The 17806-nt window shown below is 68.4% G+C and carries 16 protein-coding genes; 7 read left to right on the top strand and 9 right to left on the bottom strand.

The genetic code is table 11. The features are described 5' to 3' along the window. Positions 1-2 precede the first annotated feature (2 nt). Positions 3-1145, top strand: a complete 1143-nt coding sequence (locus ACFXP5_RS05485; protein WP_394543817.1) for a hypothetical protein — start codon at positions 3-5, stop codon at positions 1143-1145. 35 nt (positions 1146-1180) lie between these two features. Here the strand turns inward: ACFXP5_RS05485 and ACFXP5_RS05480 are convergent, their stop codons facing one another. The 7 genes from ACFXP5_RS05480 to ACFXP5_RS05450 form a co-directional block, all read right to left on the bottom strand. Further along, positions 1181-1699: a GtrA family protein gene (locus ACFXP5_RS05480; RefSeq protein ID WP_394543816.1), complete on the bottom strand. Its 519-nt coding sequence runs from the start codon at positions 1697-1699 to the stop codon at positions 1181-1183. A 69-nt stretch (positions 1700-1768) separates the two neighbouring features. Further along, positions 1769-2797, bottom strand: coding sequence for an NAD-dependent epimerase/dehydratase family protein (locus ACFXP5_RS05475; protein ID WP_394543815.1), 1029 nt, complete (start codon positions 2795-2797; stop codon positions 1769-1771). After that, positions 2797-3531: a glycosyltransferase family 2 protein gene (locus ACFXP5_RS05470; RefSeq protein WP_394543814.1), complete on the bottom strand. Its 735-nt coding sequence runs from the start codon at positions 3529-3531 to the stop codon at positions 2797-2799. Before ACFXP5_RS05470 ends, ACFXP5_RS05475 begins: the two co-directional genes overlap by 1 nt. A 17-nt stretch (positions 3532-3548) precedes the next feature. Beyond that, positions 3549-4748 carry a nucleotide sugar dehydrogenase gene (locus ACFXP5_RS05465; RefSeq protein ID WP_394543813.1) on the bottom strand — a complete coding sequence of 400 codons (1200 nt, stop codon included), beginning with the start codon at positions 4746-4748 and terminating at the stop codon, positions 3549-3551. Between the two features lie 82 nt (positions 4749-4830). Further along, positions 4831-5808, bottom strand: coding sequence for a glycosyltransferase (locus tag ACFXP5_RS05460; RefSeq protein ID WP_394543812.1), 978 nt, complete (start codon positions 5806-5808; stop codon positions 4831-4833). Positions 5809-5810: 2 nt separating this feature from the next. Beyond that, positions 5811-7763 carry a glycosyltransferase gene (locus tag ACFXP5_RS05455; RefSeq protein WP_394543811.1) on the bottom strand — a complete coding sequence of 651 codons (1953 nt, stop codon included), beginning with the start codon at positions 7761-7763 and terminating at the stop codon, positions 5811-5813. 52 nt (positions 7764-7815) lie between these two features. Then, positions 7816-9039 carry an O-antigen ligase family protein gene (locus ACFXP5_RS05450; RefSeq protein WP_394543810.1) on the bottom strand — a complete coding sequence of 408 codons (1224 nt, stop codon included), beginning with the start codon at positions 9037-9039 and terminating at the stop codon, positions 7816-7818. Positions 9040-9081: 42 nt separating this feature from the next. Here ACFXP5_RS05450 and manA point away from each other — a divergent pair, with 42 nt between their 5' ends. From manA to ACFXP5_RS05430, 4 genes are all read left to right on the top strand, one after another. Further along, positions 9082-10242 (top strand): mannose-6-phosphate isomerase, class I, encoded by a 1161-nt coding sequence (manA, locus tag ACFXP5_RS05445; protein ID WP_394543809.1) that lies wholly within the window; start codon positions 9082-9084, stop codon positions 10240-10242. Between the two features lie 375 nt (positions 10243-10617). Next, positions 10618-10941: a WhiB family transcriptional regulator gene (locus ACFXP5_RS05440; protein WP_394527510.1), complete on the top strand. Its 324-nt coding sequence runs from the start codon at positions 10618-10620 to the stop codon at positions 10939-10941. A gap of 71 nt (positions 10942-11012) precedes the next feature. Beyond that, the gene (locus ACFXP5_RS05435; RefSeq protein WP_394543808.1) at positions 11013-13838 is read left to right on the top strand and encodes a glycosyltransferase; all 2826 of its coding nucleotides are present in this window, start codon (positions 11013-11015) and stop codon (positions 13836-13838) included. Continuing rightward, the gene (locus tag ACFXP5_RS05430) at positions 13835-15220 is read left to right on the top strand and encodes a DUF5719 family protein (RefSeq protein ID WP_394543807.1); all 1386 of its coding nucleotides are present in this window, start codon (positions 13835-13837) and stop codon (positions 15218-15220) included. The genes ACFXP5_RS05435 and ACFXP5_RS05430 overlap by 4 nt, the downstream gene beginning before the upstream one ends. A gap of 10 nt (positions 15221-15230) precedes the next feature. Here the strand turns inward: ACFXP5_RS05430 and ACFXP5_RS05425 are convergent, their stop codons facing one another. Then, the gene (locus tag ACFXP5_RS05425; RefSeq protein ID WP_394527507.1) at positions 15231-15668 is read right to left on the bottom strand and encodes a hypothetical protein; all 438 of its coding nucleotides are present in this window, start codon (positions 15666-15668) and stop codon (positions 15231-15233) included. Positions 15669-15747: 79 nt separating this feature from the next. Here ACFXP5_RS05425 and ACFXP5_RS05420 point away from each other — a divergent pair, with 79 nt between their 5' ends. Continuing rightward, positions 15748-15954, top strand: coding sequence for a DUF3499 family protein (locus ACFXP5_RS05420; protein WP_394527506.1), 207 nt, complete (start codon positions 15748-15750; stop codon positions 15952-15954). Positions 15955-15966: 12 nt separating this feature from the next. Here the strand turns inward: ACFXP5_RS05420 and ACFXP5_RS05415 are convergent, their stop codons facing one another. Beyond that, complete coding sequence (locus tag ACFXP5_RS05415) at positions 15967-16794, bottom strand: RDD family protein (RefSeq protein WP_394527505.1); 828 nt, start codon at positions 16792-16794, stop codon at positions 15967-15969. A gap of 15 nt (positions 16795-16809) precedes the next feature. On the opposite strand from ACFXP5_RS05415, the gene ACFXP5_RS05410 reads away from it, so the two are divergent. Then, positions 16810-17805, top strand: coding sequence for a stage II sporulation protein M (locus ACFXP5_RS05410; protein WP_394527504.1), 996 nt, complete (start codon positions 16810-16812; stop codon positions 17803-17805). Position 17806: the final 1 nt, after the last annotated feature.

Below are 17806 nucleotides of genomic sequence, written 5' to 3'. Positions count from 1 at the left end.
CCATGGTGGTCTTCGAGCCGTATGCGGGGTACATGCACCTCGTCCCGCGGCTCGCTATCGCTTTCTGCGCGTTGTTCCCCATCGAGGTCATACCCGTCGTTGTCACCGTGGTGGCCGCGTTTGTTGTTTCTCTCACTGCCGCAGCTTGTTTCCTCTTTCTTGAAACTCGCATCCGGTCCATGTTGCTGAGATTTACCGCATGGGCAGTTATCCTCGTCACTCCGAACGCAGGCGGAGAGGTGACCAACAACTTAGCCAACCTGCACTGGTTCCTGATGGTGGGGGCTGTTTGCGCGCTTCTGGTTCGCGCGCCGAACCGCTGGTTCGCCGCTGTGCAATGTGCAGTGGTGGTGGCGGCAGTGGGGAGTGACCCCCTGGTTCTGATGTTCGTCCCTCTGGTGGTTGTCCGCCTCGTCTTGCTGAAGTCGCGTCGCGACAGATCTATAGCCGTGGCTTTCATTCTCACGGCCGCGGTGCAGTTGTCCGTGACCTTCGTCGGGATCTTCGTGAACGAAAGTCGTTCCTTCGCCCGTACAATCCCGCCGGTACCCGACCTTCTGGACTTCTACACGTTCCGAGTGGTCCTAAGCGGGATCGCGGGGGTGACGGCGACGGAACGGTACGGCGAAGCCCTCGGTGCGACGATCCCCGGCCTAATCACTGCGTCAGTCCTGGCGTTCCTGATCGTGGCGGTGCGAAGGAATAGACCAGCAAGGTATGCGCTGATTGTCGCGGCGGGATCCTCCGCCACGTTCTTTGCAATCGTGTTCGCGTTGCAGTGGAACACCCTTGGCCCGCTGGGGGCGTTGGATCTGCAAGCGGGGCAGAGGTACGCCTTGCTTCCTACGATGCTCCTACTAATCGCGATCATCTTGGCCGCCGACGCCCTCATTCAGGGACAGAGACAGAGGGTCGTCATCGCGCTTTCGGTCGCCGTAGCTCTCGTTGTGTTGGTGCCATCTGTTGCAGATTACAGATGGGTCAACCTTCGAGCCGGCGCGGCCTCGTGGGAACAGAGCTTGGAGGTCGCCGGAGAGGCATGTAACACAGGCTCAGCCTCAAAGGTCACGATCCCCGTCGCACCGGGCTGGTTCACGGGCGCAGAGGTACCGTGCGACCTCCTTGATGACGAGGTCGGCCAGTAGACGTCACCTGGTTCTTCGAACGCGACCGGGGAGTGTTACTCGTGGCGTCTCGGCGTCTCGTCGTGATGCTCCTCGATGTAGGTGATTGGATCCTCCGCGGGCGAGTGGGGGAACACCCAGAGGGTATAAAACACATACCTCACGCCGGTCGCCAACGCTTGGCCGATGAAGGTCCCAGACACATTGTCGGCTAGAACTGTGTCGAGCCCGAGGACGTAGCGCGAGAACGCCAGGCATCCCAACTGCACCAGTATCGCGAGGATATTCACGGCGCTATAGCGGAGGATCTGCCCCCAGCTAACGGAAGCGCGTCGGTCCCGATAGGTCAGGAACTTGTTGCCGGCATAGGTCACGACGAGCCCTGCGACGACCGCGATTGTTTTCGCCACGAGCGGTGCTTGATAAAGCGGGCCGGCGCCGCCTGAGAAGACGAGCAGGTTATAGACGACGGCGTCGACGACGAAACCCAGCCCACCGATGGCCAGGAAGATACCGCCGCGGCGAATGTTGCGGATTAGAAAGTCCCGCGTGTGGGCGGTGTCTGGTAGGCGCATGAGTTTGCTTCTTCCGGCTTCGGAATGCCGACGGCGCCGGGCGGATGCCCGGCGCCGTCGATGTCCTCGTTAGATGGTTCCCTCAGAGACCGCGTTGCGGATCCACGGGATGACCTCGTCGAGCATGTCTTCGAGAGTGGCAGACGCCTCGAAGCCGAGCACGTCCTTGGCCTTCTGCGTGTCCGGGACGCGCTTCTGCACGTCGAATTCGAACGCCGGGTCCTTCACGAGGTTCAACGGCACGTCAGGCCCCTTGATCTTGCGCCAGATGATCTCGGCGAGCTCCACGACGGTGTGTCCGACCGGGGTGGAGAGGTTGAAGTCAGTGTTCAGCGCCTCGGGGTGGTCGAGGCTGAGCACGATCCCCCGGGCCAGGTCGCCGCCGTAGGTGTAGTGGCGGACTTGATTGCCCTCACCGAGGATGTGCAGCGGGTCCTGACCCTTCAGCACCTTCTGCACCAGGTCGGGAACGACGTGGCTCATCGCGAGCTGGACGTTGCCGGAGTGGATCTCCACGTCTCCGAGCGCACGTGATTCTCCGATGCCGACACAGTTGAACGGGCGAAGGATGGTGAAATCGACGTCGTACTGGCCCTTCGCAGCGCGGGCGAAGTACTCGACGGCCAGCTTCTGGAACCCATAGGACGACAGCGGCGGGGGCACGATCAGCTCGTCGCCCTCTTTCGAGGGCCAGCGGTCGGTCGACTCAAAGACCATCGACGAGGACATGTAGGTGACCTTCTTCAGCTTGCCGCCCGCCTTCTTGACGGCGATAGCAGCGTCGCAAGACGAGGCGATGATGCGCTCGTTCGTTGCGAGGAGGTCGTACTGGTACGTGTGGAAGTAGGAGATGCCACCGATGAGAGCGGCCCCCGCAATGAAGTGATCGCAGTCCATGAGCAACTCGGTCATGCGCTCGGTGTCCAGGACATCGGCGACGACCAGCTCGTAGTTGGGGTCGTCGTCATACGACTTCTTGACGGGACCGTACTTGGAGTAGTTGTCGACTCCGACAACTTTGTATCCCTTGCGGAGCAGTTCTTCGACGACATAACCGCCGATGAACCCTGCGGACCCGGTGACGAGGACCTTTTCCATTACTTGTTTCCCTTCGCGCCTGCGGCGGCTTCGATCTGTGTGATGGGTAGTGGCTTGCCGAACGCGAAGAAATACCAGCGGAGGTATTTGGGGATCCACTTCCTCAGCTGGAAGTTGGATTCCCCATCGGTCCGGTCGAGCCAGATGGTCGGAAGTTCGGCGACAGGAAGGCGCGCGCGTCGTGCCTTCGCGGTCAATTCGAGGCCGATCTCGAATCCCGCACGGGACTGGATCGTGACCGTGCGAACGAAGTCGGCGTTGTACGCCTTGAAGGAGTTCGTGGCGTCCCGTGTCCCGATGCCGGCCAGAAGGTGCAAGGACTGCCCGGCAAGCCTCGACAGGGCGCGCTTGAATCGCGGGCCGCCGATCTGCTGCCCGCCGGCCATGTAGCGACTTCCTGCCGCCACCACGACACCTCGCTCGACCAATTCGGCGAGTGCGTCGATCTGCCGGGGGTCGTCACTACCGTCGGCCATGGTCACGACGACGGTCCCCGCACGCGCCGCATCGAAGCCGAAGCGGATGGCCTGCGCGGGCCCGCGCCCATAGGTGTTGATGACGGTGCGTATGCGGGAGTCTTCTGCAGCAGTGGTCTCGAGTGCAGCGATCGTGGTGTCGTCGGGAGTGTCCACCACGACGAGGAGCTCGAACGGATAGGTGACAGTGTCGATCACCTTGGAGAGGTACGGGAGGATCGCTTCACCCTCGTTGTACGCGGGGACGACGATGGACACCCGCGGGGTGGCGTCGCTCAAATGAGTACCCCGTTGCCCAGCAGGTTCCAGACGTCGGCAACCGGTTTGTCGGTTTCGATTCCGCGATAGTCGCTGTGAGGCGTGGCGATGATGAGGAGATCACTGCGGGCGATGACTTCGTCGAGCGGAAGCAGCGATGGATCGACGCTCTCGGGGACGTAGGGGTCCGTCGCCAGAACGGACTTCGCCTTGAAACGCAGAACACGCTGCAGCTTGTAGGAGAGACTCGAGCGGATGTCGTCGGAGCCTGCTTTGAAGGCCATTCCGAGGATGCCCACGGTCATCTGGGAAAGGTCGTGAGTGCGCTCCAACTGACTGGTCACGTAGAGGGGGAGGCCCTCGTTGACAAGCATCGCCGAGTGGCCGAGCTGGAAGGTGTTGTCGCTGAACGCGGCGAGCTGCATCGTGTCCTTGAACAGGCAGGGGCCGGCGGCGAAGCCGGGTCCGGGCATGTCCTGCGCACGCGGATAGTCCTGGGTCAGCCCGGCGCGGATCCGTTCGAAATCCACACCCTTCGAGTTGGCCATCATGTAGAACTGATTGACCGCGGCGAACTTGATGTAGCGCCACGTGTTCGTGAAGAGCTTGGCCAGCTCTGCTTCCTCGGGAGTGAGCTCCACGATGGAGTCGGTGAGCGATCCGAAGAGCGCCGCTGCCCGTTCGATCGCACGCGGTGTGTACCCCGAGACGATCTGCGGAAGCTCGAAGAGCTCCGTCATCGCCTTGTGCTCAGCGATGCGCTCGGGGCAGAACGCGACATCCATGTCGATGCCCATGCCGGCGACCATGTCGCGGACCAAAGCAGTCACACCCGGGTAGATCGTGCTGCGGAGTGCGAGGAGTTGACCGTCCCGGAAGAACGGCGCGCACGTGGCCAGGGCGCGCGGAATGGCATTCGGGTCGGGGTTGAGGTGCTCGTCGACCGGGGTGCCGATGACCACCACGACGTTCTCGGCCGTCGCAACCACGGCCGGGTCGGTGGAGGCCGTGAGCATTCCCGAAGCGACGACGTCCGCGAGGACCGAGTCGGCACCGGGCTCTATGAAAGGCATTTGGGCGTGCATTATCTTCGCCACAGCGGCCTCAGAGAGGTCGTAGACAACCGTCTTCTTCCCGCGGCTCGCCAACGCGATGGCGAGCGGAAGGCCCACATGCCCGCCGCCTCCGACGACGACAACATCCTTCTCAAACGCCATTTTTTCTCCAGTTCTTCGCGGACAGCGTGGGAAACACTACCGCAGCGTCTTCGCCGTTCTGGTCCCTTCGGATGGCGGCGCGTCAGGCCAGCGGAGCCATCGGCTTCCACGAGCGGTCGCGCGCGATGCGACGTCCCTCGCGCAGTCCCCGGAACAGGTGACTCGTACCGCGCACGGTGCGCTCCACGAGGACGAGCCGGATGAGTTCCTTGACGAACGTCAGTGCTGTTCCGGTGTTGAACGCGATCGGGTTGTATGCACCCACGGAGCGGTAGTACTGCTTCATGTGGCCGCGGTTGCGCATGATGTAGAACCGGTACGCGTTGCTCGACGCGTTCATGTGACGAACACCGAAATCGTGCTGCTTGATCTCGCGGGTGCGTCGAAGAACGAAATCGTCGACGATCACCGAGGTCGTGAGCCGCGAAGCCAGCCACCCGTACATCTGGTCATCCCAGTAGATGAAGAAGCGGGGGTCGGGAAGCCCGATCTGCTGCACGATGTCCCGATGGATGAACATCCCCTCGAAGCATCCGGAGTTCATCTCCTTGTACCCCGACTCGTCGAAGCCCGCCGGTGCGAAGGGGATCGGGATCGCCATCGACTCCGCGATGCGGTACTGCCAGTAGAAGGCGCTGCCGTCGTAGTCGTAGCGCCGGCCCTGGACACTCTTGAAGCGGGGCGCCCACTTCCCCATGAGCGCGAGGCCGTCCGGGACGACCTCGACGTCGTCGTCCATGAGCCACATCCATTGCGAGCCCAGTTCATACGCGACGCGCATGCCCTCGCTGAACCCGCCCGAGCCGCCGGTGTTGGTGTCGAGGCGGCGGTAGACGAGCTCGGTGCCGAGCTGCTCGCGCAGGGATTCGACGACCTCGGTCGTGTCGTCGGTGGACGCGTTGTCGACGATGACCACGTGACCGGGCTTCGGGTCCATGCGCCCGATGCTCTCGAGCAGGCGGGTCAGCAGAGCCGAACGGTTGTAGGTGACGATCGCGATCGTCGCGGTTGCGGGATCGAAGCTCGCGGTCGCAGCGTCGGTGGGTGATGTCTTGTCCATGGTCACTTCTGGCCTCCGAGCAGGTCGCGCCACGAGCGCTCGGACGTCAGCTCCGGGAGCGCCTTCCGATACTCGCGAGCAAGCTTCGGCCACTCCCGCTCGAGGCGGCGGTGGAGGCGGACGGTCTCCCGCAGCATGCGGCGGAACTTGGCACGATCACGGGTGTAGACGTTCTTCCCGGATCCGTCGGCTGCGCTCACGAGTGCGCTGTCGTAGACCGGCAGGCGCCACCAGTGGGCATCGCCCTTGCCGAACTCGACCTCCGGCTGTGCCAGGTTCTCGGGGCGAGGCTGGTGCAGCCAGTGCGCGACGAGGGTGCGAAGCGTGAAGGTCCGCAATGTCAGCCCGGAGGGGCTGTCGAACGCGTGTTTGCGCAGTCTCTTAAACACCTGCCGTCCGCGACGTGCCCGCATCGGCACCCCGGAGTCTTTGTGGATGACCGTTTCGGGATAGGACGCTGCGAGCTTGCGCGCCTCGGGCATCGCGGTCGGCAGCGTGCGCCACATGTGCGACGGGCCGGACAGGATGTCGCGCAGCGCACGATGGCGGAGGGCGACGGGGTAGTACTGCATCATCATCAGGTGCTTGAGGTCGACGCGTCGGCTGTGGCGGATCAGCGTCCCGCCCTTCGGTACGTTCGAGTGCAGCAGTCCGGCCACGATGCGATTGCGCGCGTGGAAGTAGGCCTGCCAGTCGATCGAGTCGTCCTTGCCGACCCATGACACGTGCCAGAGTGCCACCCCGGGCATCGAGACGGTGGGATAGCCGGCATCACGGGCGCGAAGAGAGAACTCGGCGTCGTCCCACTTGATGAAGGCGGGGAGGGAGAGGCCGATCTCGCGGATGATCGACAGCGGGATGAGACACATCCACCAGCCGTTGTAGTCCGAGTCCAGACGCATGTGCAGCATCGGCGTTTGGCGCAGATTCGCGACGCTGAAATCGTGGGGCAGTTCCTCCTGGAAGAGAGCGCGCCACATGAACGGCTCATCATCGACCACTTCCGCCCACGCGTGCAGCTTCGGGCGGTCGAGCAGGTCGAACATGTGGGCGCCCACGATCGTCGGCGTCGAGGCGTAGCGGCCGAACGTGACGGACCGCCGGATGGACTCCGGCTCGATGCGCACGTCATCGTCCAATAGCTGCACGAAGTCCGACTCGGGTCGGTCGAGCGTTTCGAGCATCGCGCGGGCGAAGCCGCCAGAACCGCCGAGGTTGGGCTGTCGGATGATCTCGAGAGTGTCGCCCAGTCGCCCGGCGACATCGGCGTATCCGGGCTGATCGGCGACGAGGTCGGTGCCCTGGTCGATCACGAAGACCCGGTCGAGCAGCTCGAGCACGTCAGGCGCGTCGGCCAGAGCGGTGAGGGTGTCGATGCAGTACGTCGGCTTGTTGTAGGTCGTGATGCCGATGGATGCTTTGCCGGCCCGAACGGGCTCCTGCTCGGTCGTCCACTCGGCACCCTCGAAGATGGCGGCCGTCTCGTCGGCAGCGATGTCGAACCAGATCCACCCGCCGTCGCTGTACTGGTCCAGAACCAGGTCGAAGGAGGTCGACGACTCTCCCTGCACCTCGCGGGTCTCCAGACGTTGCTTGATGCCGCCGCCGTTCGAGCGGTACACGAGGATGGTCGCCGGTCCGGTGGTGCGAACGGTCAACGTCACGTTGCGAACGGCCGTCCAGTGCTGCCAGTACGACGCGGGAAAGCCGTTGAAGTAGGTGCCGAACGACACGCGGCGTCCGGCGACGATGCGGGCGCGGTTGCGGTCGAGAACGTTGCCGAGCTGCGCGAGGTTGGACACTCGCACCGGTTCTTCGTCGATCACCGACCACGTCTCGGGGTCTGCGTACAGAGGAAGCAGATCGGGGTCTCGTTCGAGCGGGAAGACGACGTTCTGCAAGACGTAGGTCACGTGTGAGTTCTCCGGGTTGCGGCGGACCGGGGATGCGGCCACGCCGGAATCCTACCGGGGGCGGCTGTGCCGACCCTGGAGCCGCACCCGTCGCTCAGCGCATGGATCGCGGCAGCTCGCCCCGCTCCATCGCGAGGCTCTGCTCGGCCGGGCCCACTCCCACGAGCGGCGCCTGCTTGATCTTCGTACCCAGCAGCACCAGCAGCATCCAGCCCCACAGGAGCAGGATCCCGGGCTCGGCGACGCCCTCGACGAGCAGCAGCGCGGCGAGCAGGGTCGGCAGCAGCGCGAGCGGGGAGTAGGGGCGATCGTCGCGCAGGTCGTATCGGGGGCGATCGACGGCGAAGAACCACGCGCGCCACACGAAGGCCAGCATCGCCATCGCCAGCAGGATGACGCCCACGACGCCGAGGTGGGCGAACACCTCTTCCCACGTGCCCTGCGACCGGATCAGGCTGGGGCCGAACGCTGCCCAGACGACCGTCCCGCCGGCGACCCCCGCGGCCGCGTAGAGCAGATAGAACCGCGTGCGCTCGCCGGCGTGCCGGGCCGTGCGCATCAACAGCACGGTGGTGAGGACGAGCGTGACGCCCGCGGCGGCGATCAGTGACACGACGGATTCGGAGCGCACGAGCAGGAAGAGCGCGAGCGCGATCCAGACGACGAGCATCGTTCGGCGAGGCGCTCGGGCTGCGAAGCGGATGCTGAAGACGATGATCGCGAGCACCATCAGCGCGCCGAGGATGCCGGCGTCGCCGACGAGGCCGTGGAGCGGTCCACCCTCGAAGAGGTTCCCCGCCGACCAGCTAATCTGTCCTTCCGTGCCGCGCACGAAGCCCGGCAGCAACGGGTCGTGCACGAAGACGGCCACGACGACCTCGAAGAGCAGGGACAGCCCGACGACCCATTTGAGCGCCGAGGAGATGGTGCGGATGATGTCGCGCCACGTGAGGGCGGCGGCGATGAATCCGGCCTGCACGGTGGCGGAGATGAGCAGGCCCGAGATCGCCACGCCGCCCGGGGAGGGGTTCCAGATCAACGGCAGCGCCGACCAGACGACGAACGCCAGACCGACCCACGGCAGGCGGCGCCACTGCAGGGCAGGGCGCACGGTGACCCACAGCACGACGGTGGCGAGGGTGGCCGCCACGACGAGCACCGCGGCGCCCATGGCGCCGACGGCGTTGACCCAGGCGGTGCCGGCCAGCGAGGAGGAGACAACGAACGTGCACCAGCCCCGCAGCAGCAGATGCCCGGTCGTCTCGCGCGGCGGAGCCTCGGGCGGCGCGCTGACGGGATGCTTCGTCGTGATCGCCATGATGCCCTCAGGCTACTGCCGGGGCGCCCATAGGCTGGAGGCGTGCTGATTCGTCTCTCGAACACTCCCCGCGATTACGCCTGGGGGTCGCCGACCCTCATCGCCGAGTTGGAGGGCCGAGAGCCCGGCGGCGGCCCCGAAGCCGAGGTGTGGTTCGGTGATCACCCCGGCTCGCCGAGCGTCGTGCACGACGGCAGCGGACGCACGCTCGACGTGTGGTTGGCGGCCGAGGGCGAAGCATCCGATTCCCCGACGAAGTTGCCCTATCTGCTGAAGCTGCTGGCGGCCGGCGCGCCGCTGTCGATCCAGGTGCATCCTTCGAAGGCGCAGGCCGAGGAGGGTTTCGCGCGCGAAGAGGCCGCCGGAGTTCCTCGCGACGCCGCCGATCGCAACTACCGGGACGACAATCACAAGCCCGAGCTGATCGTCGCGGTGAGCGACCGTTTCGTCGCCCTCGCGGGTCTGCGCGAGATCGAGGCGACCCGCGAACTCGTGGGCTCGTTGGGGGAGGGCGCTGCGGCGCTCGCGGAGCACCTGTCCGGTCCGGATGCTGCGACCGCCCTGCGCGGGACGATCGGGTGGCTGCTCAGTGGTCACGCTGACGCCGAGGTGGCGAGCATCATCACGGCCGCCGCCGCGGCCTCCTCGTCCACCTACGCGGAGGAGCTGGAGCTGACGCGGCGGCTCGCTGAGGCGTACCCGGGCGATGCCGGGGTCGTGGTGGCGCTGCTGATGAACCTGGTCACGCTGCGCGCGGGGGAGGCGATCTTCGTGCCCGCCGGCGCGCTGCACGCGTACGTCGACGGACTCGGGGTCGAGCTCATGGCGGCGAGCGACAATGTGCTGCGCGGTGGGCTGACCCCCAAGCACATCGACGTGACCGAACTGCTGAAGCTGCTCGATTCCACGCCGTCCGATCCGCCCCGGCTGTACCCCGAGCCGCTCGAGGGCGGCGGCGAGCTCTTCGACCCGGGAGTGCCGGACTTCGCCCTCGTGCGGGTCGACGTCGACGGGGCGGTCGTGCCGCTTCGCGGGGTGTCCATCGCCCTCGTGACGCGGGGGACGCTGCGGCTGGAGGGAGCTTCGGGGGAGGCGCTCGAGCTCACCCCCGGGCAGGCGGCGTTCGTGACGGCCGATGAGACACCGCTCACGGTGTCGGGCGCGGGCGAGCTGTTCGTGGCGATGCCCGGTGTCGCCGGCTGATCCAGCCGCGCTGGGCCGCCTGCTGGGGTGGGGGGTTGGGCGAGTCCTCGAGCCCGCCGTCCGCCACCGCCGCGACCACTTCGGTCGGATGATCGCGCCAACGTCGGAGGATTCGCGCAACGCGATCCGACATGGGTGCGAATCTCCGACCGGGGTGCGGCAGGAAACGGATGCTGTACCCCCATCGACCGCGGGCGACACGCCGCACCGCGCACGGCCGCTCGAGACGATCTTCAGCGCGACACGCCGTGCGACACGCGTGAAGCTTCAATACCCGCTTGAGGCTTTACGATCCGCGACTTGACCCGCACGAATAACACCGGTGTAATTATCCCGACGCAACGACACGCGGTGAACCAGAAAGGCGGGGTAAAGATGTCTCAGTATTCTTCCGGCGCACCCGAGAATTGGTTCGTCGATCCGGTTCAGCTCGGTGTCCCCGGCGTCCGCCGCAACGTCGGCACGCTCGATGAGGAAGCCGCTCTCGCGTGGCAGACCGACGCGCTGTGCTCGCAGACCGACCCTGAAGCATTCTTCCCTGAAAAGGGCGGCTCGACGCGCGACGCGAAGCGGGTCTGCACCTCGTGCGATGTGAAGTCCGAGTGCCTCGAGTACGCGCTGCAGAACGATGAGCGCTTCGGCATCTGGGGCGGCCTCAGCGAACGCGAGCGTCGCAAGCTCAAGCGCCGCGCCAGCTGATCCGGCGATCGGCGCTCGCCCGGCGCGTGCGTCCCGGCTCTCACACCGAGCCCGCCTAGGCTGACTGCGTCATGCCCGCCCGAGTTCACGCAATCCTCGTCGTGCGCCCCGATGGGCGCACCCCGGCTCCGCTGCACCTGAAACGCACCCTGGCCGCCCTGCACGCGCAGACCCGCCCGGTCGATGCGCTGACCATCGTGCTCTGCGGAACGGATGCTGCACTCACCGAGCTCGCGGCGACCTCGGGCGCCGAAGGGGTCATCACCGCCCCGCACAGTACAGGCTTCGCCGCCGCCACGGCTCTCGCCACTCCGCGCCTGCAGGGCGACGCCGTCTGGCTGCTCGCCCAGGACACCGCTCCGGAGGAAGACGCGCTGACGCGCCTCGCCGGGGCCCTCGAACTCGCACCGTCCGTGGCCTTCGTGGCCCCGAAGCTCGTGCAGTGGGACGACCGCAGTGAGATCGTCTCGCTCGGCGTCAGCATGAGCGGGCTCGGACGCGCGGTCGAACTCGCCGCCGACGAACTCGACCAGGGCCAGCACGATGGCGCGGCCGACGTGCTCGGCGCCGACGTGCGCGGACTGCTCGTGCGCCGCGAGACCTGGCGAGCGCTCGGGGGGTTGGATCCGGCGCTTTCGGGCGCCGACGAGGGACTCGACCTGGGTGTGCGTGCCCGACTCGCCGGCGACCGCGTCATCCTCGAACCCGCCGCGCGCATCGCCGTCGGCGGCGACGGCGTCGCCTCGGTACCGGTCGGGCGCCGGGCCGGCCGCCGCGCCTTCGCGATGCGCAAAGCAGAACTGCACCGCCGCCTGAGCTACGCGCCGGCCGCTGCGGTTCCCCTGCACTGGCTCTCCCTGCTGCCCCTCGCGCTCTGGCGCACCATCGCCCATCTCGTGGCGAAAGAGCCCGGCCGGGTGTGGCCCGAGTGGGCCGCCACCGTGCTGGTGCTCGTGCGCCTCGACGCGGTCGCCCGCTCGCGCGCTCGCATCCGTTCCGCCCGCACCCTGGGATGGCCGCGCCTTGCACCGTTGCGCATCAGCCGCTCGCAGATGCGGCTGCGTCTCGACGGCGACGCCGAGCCCACCGCACCGGTGCGCTCCGACCTGCGCTTCTTCACCGGTGGGGGAGCGTGGGCGGTGTTGGGCGGGCTGCTGGTGTCGATCGCCGCCTTCCCGGCGCTGCTCGCGTGGCCCGCGCTCGGCGGCGGAGCACTCGCGCCGCTGCAGGCCACCGTCGGACAGTTGTGGGCGGATGCTGCCTTCGGTCAGCGCGCCCTCGGACTCGGCGAAGTCGGGCCCGCGGATCCCTTCGCCGGGGTCATCGCACTGCTCGGTACGCTCTCGCCCGCCAACCCGTCCCGCGCACTCGTGGTGCTGTGGCTGGCCGCACTGCCGCTCGCGGTGCTCGGCGCCTGGTTCGCCAGCACCCGGGTCACGGAGCACTCGATGCTGCGACTCATGGCCGCGATCGCGTGGGCGCTGTCGCCGACGTTCCTCGTGGCGCTGTCCGAAGGCCGCCCCACCGGGGTGCTCGTTCACCTGCTGCTGCCGTGGCTGTTCTACACCGCGAGCGTGGCGCACCGATCCTGGGCGCCCGCGGGCGCAGCATCCATTCTGCTGGCCGCCGTCGTGGCGTGCTCGCCGTCGCTCGCTCCCGCTTTCGCCGTGCTGTGGTCGGCCGCTCTGCTGCTCGTCGCGCTCGCTCGTCGCGGCCGCGGCTTGGCGCAGCTCGTCTGGCTCATCGTGCCCACCGCAGCGATGTTCGCGCCCCTGATCTGGCACCAGGTGCGCGCCGGTCGCCCGTGGGCCCTGCTGGCCGACCCGGGCGTGCCGTTCGCCGGTGACGTGGTGGCCCCCGACGCGTTCGGGCGCGCGTTGCTGACGGCCGGATTCCCCTCCACCGACCCCGGCGGCTGGTCGGCCTTCCTCGGCGGAGCGCCGGTGTGGTGGGTGTCGCTGCTGGCCGCCCCGCTCGCCGTGCTCGCTCTGCTGTCGGTACTGACGCCGCGATGGGTGAACGGTGCCGCGCTGCTCGTGATCACCGGCGCGGGGGGTGCCACCGCCTTCGCCGCGGTCGGTGTCGCCCTCTCGTTCGCGGGAACGACCCCCGTCGAGATCTGGCCGGGCGCGGGTCTGAGCCTCGCGTGGCTCGGCGCGATCGGCGCGGCCACCGTCACCCTCGACGCGGGCCTCGTGCCGCGCATGCGTGTCGTGCGCCCGATCGCCGCGTTCCTGGTGCTGGCAGCCCTCGCGGTCGCGGCGGCCCCTGCGCTCACCGCCTCCGTCCGCGGCGACCTCGCGCTGACGAACGGACCGACCTCGACGCTGCCCGCCTACGTGGCGGCCGAGGGGCGCGACGACCCGCGACTCGGCACGATCGTGCTCGACCCGGAGGAAACGGGACTGCGCGTTCGGATCGTGTGGGGAGGCAGCGAGACCCTCGGCGGACAGAGCACCCTGATCTCCACGAACGCCGCCCCCGACGCCACCGACGTCGAACTGGCCGATCTCGTCGCCGACCTGGTGACTTCGTCGGCGGCCGACGTCGTCCCTGCACTCGCCGAGCGGGGCATCGGTTTCGTGCTGCTCGTTCCGCCGGCCGCCTCGACCGAGGCGACGACCCTGCAGCTGTCGGCCTCGACGGCTCTCGACCAGCGCGACGGTCTCGACAGCGTCGGCGACACCGCCCGCGGTGAACTGTGGCGCGTCGGCGGCACCGTCGAGCCGCGCGCGCTGCCGTCGACGAGAACCGAGGATGCTGCGCACCTCATCGCCGGTGGACAGCTCGTGGTGCTGCTCATCGCGCTCCTCCTCGCCGTCCCGACCATCACGAGCCGCGGTGTGGCGCGCCGCTCGCCCCGCATCGTCGGGCCCGTCCCCGGGGAGATGCGATGACCGATTCCCGAGCCCGCCGTTGGGCTGCCACCAGCGCCCGCGTCGTCATCGGCACGGTGCTGGCGGTCGCAGCGGTGATCGCCGTGACGCTGGGGATCGCCGCGCCCTGGCCGACCGTCTCGATGCAGCCGGCCTCGGTGCAAGCCACGCCCGCGCCGTCGGATTCGGTCGCCGTCTGCTCCGGGCCGCTTCTCGCGCTCGGGCGCACCGTCGAAGACGCCGGCGCGCTCAGCATCGCCGCTCCTCAAGACGTGGTGTCCGGACCGGCGTCATCGGGTGCGGCGACCGACACCCTCAGCGCACCGGCGGACGCTCAGCCGGTCGTGGTGTCCGCGCCTCCTCGCAACCGGATGCGCGCCGACCTCGCGGCGTCGGGTTCGTCCTCGCTCGCCGACCCCGACCTGCGGGGATTCGCCGCTTCGGCCTGCACGCCGCCGCTGCTGGAGTCGTGGCTGGTCGGCGGGTCGAGCACGACCGGCGCGAACGACCTCGTCGTACTGTCCAACCCGAGCGATGTCGCCGCTACCGTGGAGCTGACCGTCTTCGGCGTCACCGGTCCCGTCGTCCCCCCGGGCGGCCGCGACCGGGTCGTGCCTCCCCGCACCCAGGTCGTGGTCGCGTTGTCGGGCCTTGCACCCGACGAGGCCGCACCCGTGATCCGGGTGACCGCGAGCGGCGCGCCGGTGCGCGCTTCGCTGCAGTCGAGCCTCATCCGCGTGCTCGTTCCCGGCGGCGTCGACCAGGTCGGCGTCGTCGCGACCCCCACCTCCCGACAGGTCATCCCGGGCATCTCGGTCGTCACCGAGTCCGACGGCTCGAACCCGGCGACGGTCGTGCGCCTGCTCTCGCCGACCGCCGACACCGAGGCGACCGTGTCGGTGTCGCGGGTCGACGACACCGCGGCGGCGACGTCGTCGACCGTGCCGCTCACGGCGGGAGTGCCCAGCGTGCTCGACCTGCCGGGCCTGGCGCCGGGGGAGTACACGGTCACGGTCGAATCGCCCGTGCCGACGGTCGCCGCGGCCTGGGAGGCCACGGGCTTCGGGGAGGCATCCGACTTCGCCTGGTACGCCGCGGCTCCCGAGATCGCGGCCCCGAGCCTGTTCGCGGTCCCCACCGGTCCCTCGCCCTCGCTGACGATCGCGAACGCCGGCTCGGACGCGACCTCGGTCGACGTCGAAGACGCGTCCGGTGCCGCGCAGACCGTGGACGTTCCGGGCGGTGCGTCGGTGTCGGTGCCGGTCGAAGCCGGCGGGATCTATCGCCTCGTCCCCGCCGCCCCGGTGCACGCAGCGGTCGGCTTCTCGGCGGCGGACGCACTCGCGAGCTTCCCGGTGTGGTCGGCGGATGCCGCCGCCCCGTCGCTCACGATCTACCCGTGAGCCGGCGCGCTCAGAAGTAGCGGAAGCGCTCGGGACCGAGGTCCCACGGATCGCGGTCGAGGTATTCGGCGGCGGCGCGGAAGACCGCCCCTTCGATCGAGATGCGCCGGTGCAGGTCGTCGTCGCGGTGCAGGTGGCTCAGTCGCTCGATCGGCACCCGGAACAGGATGATGCGCTTCTCCTCGCGCAGCACCCGCCAGCGCGGGATCCCGCCGTCGTTGGGCAGCGGAGGCATCGTGCCGATCTCGAACGACACCTCGCGCAACTCGTCCCACGCCGAGCGGAGGAATTCGGCCGCCGTGCCCACGGCGAGGTCGAAGCGTTCGACGCGCGTGTCGATCGGTGGCAGCGGCGGACGAACGACGGGGCTGCGGTTCTCCCGGCCGTGACGGCCGTGTCGAGAAGGACGTGCGGGGGCCGCGGTCTCCCGCATTCTCCTGCGCACCATGGCATCATCCTATGCCGCGTCGCCGGTTGCGCGGGGTGGCGCAGCGTCGGTGGGGGAGGCCGCGGCTAGGGTCTGAACAATGCGCGAGAGATTGTGTTCCAAGGTGGCGTGCGCCCGCGAAGCGGTGTCGACGCTGACGTACGACTACGGCGACCAGATGGCAGCCGTCGGACCCCTCGGCCGCGCCGACGACCCGCACGCCCACGACCTCTGCGCCATCCACACCGAGCGCCTGTCGGTGCCTCGGGGCTGGATGGTCGTGCGTCACGAGTCGCTGCAGGTCTGAGCCCCGTCCGCGTCAGCGCAGGTTCTCGCGCGTGCCGCGCAGGAGCGCGGCCACGCGCTCGTTCTGTGAGATGAGCGCGCGCCACTCCCGCTCGCGCCTCACGGCCGACACGCCCCGGAGCAGGGTCTCGGCGTCGACCGCGGGAACGGGCGACACGTGCGTGCGCGCCTCCTCGGCCAAGGTCGCCGCGAGTCGCACACGGGCCGCCGGCTGCAGCTGCGGTGCCTGTCGGAGGAATTGTGCGATCCTCGCCGCCAGCCGGTCGGGCAGCCGGTCGACGTCGACCACGCGCGCCCACGACTCCAGCACGGGGGGAACCCCCGGGGCGGGCGGCGGCAGCGGCCGGGTGCGCGTGCGCTCCGAGTAGGTGCCCGCCAGCAGATCGCCGAGCCGTTGCGAGCGGGGCGTGAAGGCCCCGACGATCGCGGCGAGCCCGCCGAGGGTCAACCAGATCTCCAGCACGCCCGCGAGGGCGCGGAGGAACGCCTGACGGAAGCCCGAGGCGCCACCGTCCGAGCGCACGATCCGACCGCCGACCACCAGGCGCCCGAGGCTGCGTCCTCGCGTGACCGTCTCCACGGTCGTCGGCAGCACAACGGCCACGAGCACGAGCACCACGATCGACACGATCGGCAGAACCTCCGCCGGGAGGGCGCCGGTGTTCGAGACCCAGGAGGCCAACAGGAGGAAAACGACCAGCACCAGCACGGCGGTGACCAGGTCGATGAGCGCGCCCACGGCGCGCAGGAAGAACCCGAGCGGCTGCACGTCGAGCGCGACGGCCTCTCCGGTGAGCGTCTCCTCGGGTGGGAGGTGGGCCGGGGCGGGAGCCTGTGCCATGGGTACAGTAAACCAGTGGACCTCGACGCACTCACCGCCGCTCGGCGGGAGGAGTGGGCCCGCCTCGACGAACTCGGCCGCCGTCGGCGCCTCAGCGGAGCAGAGGTGGACGAACTCGTCACGCGGTACCGCGCCGCATCCGCCGACCTCGCGGAGATCAAGACCACCGCCGGACGCACGCCCCAGGGCGACTACGTCTCGACCCTGCTCGCGCGCACCCGCCTGCGCCTGACGGGGGTGCGCGGCAACGTCGTGCGCCAGATCTCGCAATTCTTCGTGTGGCAGTTGCCCGCCGCGTTCTACCGGGTGCGATGGGCGACGCTCGCGGTCGCCGTCGGATTCGTCATCGTCGGCGCTCTCGTCGCCGCATGGCTGTCGACGGATGCTTCCGCTCTCGCAGCTCTCGGCCCGGAGGCCGATCTGCAGTACTACGCCGAGCAGGAGTTCACGGGCTACTACACCGACAACCCGGCGGCGGTCTTCGCCGGCACCGTGTGGACGAACAACGCGTGGATCGCCGCTCAGTGCGTGATCTTCGGGATCACCGGGTTCTGGCCGGTGATGGTCGTGATCCAGAACGCCGTCGGGGTCGGCACTGCGGCCGCCGTCATGATCGCTTTCGGTCGCGGCGACGTGTTCTTCCAGTTCATCCTTCCCCACGGCCTGCTCGAACTGACCGCCATCTTCGTCGCGGCGGCGGCCGGGCTGCAGATCTTCTGGGCGTGGGTCGCCCCCGGTGCGCGCACCCGCGGCGAGGCGCTGGCCGCGGCCGGACGCTCGCTCGGCACGATCGCGATCGGGCTGGTGTTCGTGCTCGCCCTGTCGGGCCTCGTGGAGGGGTTCGTCACCCCGCAGACCTGGCCGTGGCAGGTCAAACTGCTCCTCGGCGCTCTCGCGCTGGGCGTCTTCCTCGTCTACATGCTCGTCCTCGGTCGTCGCGCCGCGCTCGCCGGCGAATCGGGCGACCTCACCGAGTACGAAGCCGGAACGCCGAGGCTCGTCGCCGGGTGAG

Origin of the sequence: Microbacterium hanjuni (assembly GCF_043556395.1) — a bacterium.
In the GTDB taxonomy this organism is placed as follows: Bacteria; Actinomycetota; Actinomycetes; order Actinomycetales; family Microbacteriaceae; genus Microbacterium.
The sequence above is the reverse complement of the archived record's forward strand: the minus strand, read 5'-3'. Positions and strand labels throughout refer to the sequence as shown.

Bases quoted from the DNA above. Each gene is read 5' to 3' on its own strand.
- ACFXP5_RS05450 (WP_394543810.1), bottom strand. From the start codon at position 9,039: ATGGCGATCACGACGAAGCATCCCGTCAGCGCGCCGCCCGAGGCTCCG.
- ACFXP5_RS05475 (WP_394543815.1), bottom strand. From the start codon at position 2,797: ATGGAAAAGGTCCTCGTCACCGGGTCCGCAGGGTTCATCGGCGGTTAT.
- ACFXP5_RS05480 (WP_394543816.1), bottom strand. From the start codon at position 1,699: ATGCGCCTACCAGACACCGCCCACACGCGGGACTTTCTAATCCGCAAC.
- ACFXP5_RS05440 (WP_394527510.1), top strand. From the start codon at position 10,618: ATGTCTCAGTATTCTTCCGGCGCACCCGAGAATTGGTTCGTCGATCCG.
- ACFXP5_RS05425 (WP_394527507.1), bottom strand. From the start codon at position 15,668: ATGGTGCGCAGGAGAATGCGGGAGACCGCGGCCCCCGCACGTCCTTCT.
- ACFXP5_RS05465 (WP_394543813.1), bottom strand. From the start codon at position 4,748: ATGGCGTTTGAGAAGGATGTTGTCGTCGTCGGAGGCGGCGGGCATGTG.
- ACFXP5_RS05420 (WP_394527506.1), top strand. From the start codon at position 15,748: ATGCGCGAGAGATTGTGTTCCAAGGTGGCGTGCGCCCGCGAAGCGGTG.
- ACFXP5_RS05460 (WP_394543812.1), bottom strand. From the start codon at position 5,808: ATGGACAAGACATCACCCACCGACGCTGCGACCGCGAGCTTCGATCCC.
- ACFXP5_RS05430 (WP_394543807.1), top strand. From the start codon at position 13,835: ATGACCGATTCCCGAGCCCGCCGTTGGGCTGCCACCAGCGCCCGCGTC.
- ACFXP5_RS05435 (WP_394543808.1), top strand. From the start codon at position 11,013: ATGCCCGCCCGAGTTCACGCAATCCTCGTCGTGCGCCCCGATGGGCGC.
- ACFXP5_RS05415 (WP_394527505.1), bottom strand. From the start codon at position 16,794: ATGGCACAGGCTCCCGCCCCGGCCCACCTCCCACCCGAGGAGACGCTC.
- ACFXP5_RS05485 (WP_394543817.1), top strand. From the start codon at position 3: ATGGTGGTCTTCGAGCCGTATGCGGGGTACATGCACCTCGTCCCGCGG.